Annotated in this window: 3 protein-coding genes; all 3 read left to right on the top strand. The window is 65.6% G+C overall.

Features of this window, described 5'->3' with window-relative positions; translation table 11 throughout:
* Nucleotides 1–447 (top strand): cobalamin B12-binding domain-containing protein (locus tag AC5JJ6_RS11215; protein ID WP_496042108.1); only part of this gene is annotated, 447 nt, incomplete at its 5' end.
* Between the two features lie 144 nt (nucleotides 448–591).
* Nucleotides 592–1,869, top strand: coding sequence for a metallophosphoesterase family protein (locus AC5JJ6_RS11210; protein ID WP_496042107.1), 1,278 nt, complete (start codon nucleotides 592–594; stop codon nucleotides 1,867–1,869).
* On the top strand, nucleotides 1,866–2,092 hold a 227-nt coding region (locus AC5JJ6_RS11205; protein WP_496042106.1), incomplete at its 3' end, for an AAA family ATPase. The genes AC5JJ6_RS11210 and AC5JJ6_RS11205, both read left to right, overlap by 4 nt.

Raw genomic sequence — 2,092 nt, 5'->3', positions numbered from 1 at the left:
CGCGACCGGGTGACGGCGGTGTCAGAACGGCTCGGCCGCCGGATCAAGATGCTGGTCGGCAAGCCGGGTCTCGACGGTCATTCCAATGGGGCGGAACAGATCGCGGTCCGTGCCCGCGATGCCGGCATGGAGGTCGTCTATGAAGGCATCCGCCTGACGCCGGCTCAGATCGTCAACGCCGCTTTGGAAGAAGGCGTCCACGTCGTCGGCCTGTCGATCCTGTCCGGCAGTCACGTCGCTCTGGTGACCGAAGTGCTCGACCGGCTGCGCCGGCTGGGTATCGGCGACATTCCGGTCGTGGTCGGCGGCATCATCCCGCTGGAAGACGAGCGTACGCTGAAGGCCGCCGGGGTTGCGCGGATCTATACGCCGAAGGACTACGACCTGACCGCCATCATGAGCGACATCGTCGAACTGGTGGACGAGCGGGGCGAAAAGGCGGCGTGATCGGGTAGGCGAGCCGGGTTCGCGGAGCAGCATCCCCACGGACCCGGCCTGCACCGCTTCGACACTAATTGTTGCGTTTTTGACCCTATCCAGCTACTACCTGTCGTATTGGACAGCCAGTTGCCGGATAGGGCCGACGCAGCCATGAAATTCATCCACGCCGCCGATATCCATCTCGACAGCCCGCTGGTCGGCCTTGCCGCCTACGACGGTGCGCCGGTCGACCTGCTGCGCGGAGCGACGCGCCGGGCCTTGCAGGCGATGGTCGATCTGGCGGAAGCCGAAGCGGTCGATTTCGTCGTGATCGCCGGCGATGTCTATGACGGCGACTGGCGAGACTTTAATACCGGGCTGTTCTTCGTCCAGCAGATGGCGCGGCTGCGCCAACGCAACATTCCCGTCTATGTGATCCACGGCAACCACGACGCCGAAAGCCAGATCAGCCGCAAACTGCCGCTGCCGGAGAACGTGACGATCTTTTCGTCGCGCAAGGCGGAAGTTCATCACGTGCCCGGATTGAAGGTCGCGATCCACGGCCAGAGCTTCAAGCAGCGCGAGGTGCTGGACAATCTGGCGGCGAACTACAAGGCGCCTGTTTCCGGTCACTTCAATATCGGCGTGCTGCACACCTCGGCGGACGGGCGGGAAGGGCACGCCGGCTATGCACCCTGCGTCCCGGCGGACCTTGCGCGGCATGGCTATGACTACTGGGCGCTGGGCCACGTCCATAACCGGGAAGTGCTTCACGAGCATCCCCATATCGTCTTCCCCGGCAACCTCCAGGGACGCAACATCCGGGAAACCGGTTCCAAGGGCTGCACGCTGGTCACGGTCGAGGACGGCCATATCGCGAAGGTCGAGCACCGGTCGGTGGACGTTCTGCGCTGGGCCATGGTGGAAGCCGACCTGACCGGGTGCGAATCGACCGGCGATGCGCTGGGCCGGGTGCGGGCATCGCTGGAAGCGGCGGTGGCTGACGCCGAGGGCCGGCCGCTGGCTGTCCGGCTGCGGCTGAGCGGGGCGACGCCGCTGCACGGCAAGCTGCTGGCCCGCCATGATTCGTTTCAGGCAGAAGTGCGGGCGGTGGCGCTGGACCTTGCCGTCGATGCGGTCTGGATCGAGAAGATCGTCACCGCGACCCGCCCGGTCCGCGACCTCGTCGCCCTCAGCCTGCGCCAGGACGCCGTCGGCAGCCTGATCCGCTCGCTCGACGATCTGGCGACGGACGCGGACCTGCATGCCACCCTTCAGTCGGAACTGGAGGATCTTCTGGCGAAACTGCCGCGTGAGCTTGATCTCGATGGGGGCGATGGGGAGGAGCGGGACGGGGAACTCGCCGGTATCCGCAATCCTGCCGCCCTGATCGGCGAAGCGAAAGCCATCGTCCTGTCCCGACTGCTCGACCAGGAGTTCGACCGATGAGACTGATCCGCCTTGGCCTCGACCGGTTCGGCCATTTCACCGACGGCGCGCTGGAACTTGGCGATGCCGCGGACTTCCATCTGGTCTGCGGCAACAACGAGGCCGGCAAGACCACGACGTTGCGGGCTCTGAGCGACCTGTTCTTCGGGATCGAGACGCGCTCGCCCTACAACTTCAAGCACGACTACGCCGATCTGCGTCTGGCCGCCGAGATCGAGGCGGC

The organism is Skermanella sp. (genome assembly GCF_059503625.1).
The sequence above is the reverse complement of the archived record's forward strand: the minus strand, read 5'-3'. Positions and strand labels throughout refer to the sequence as shown.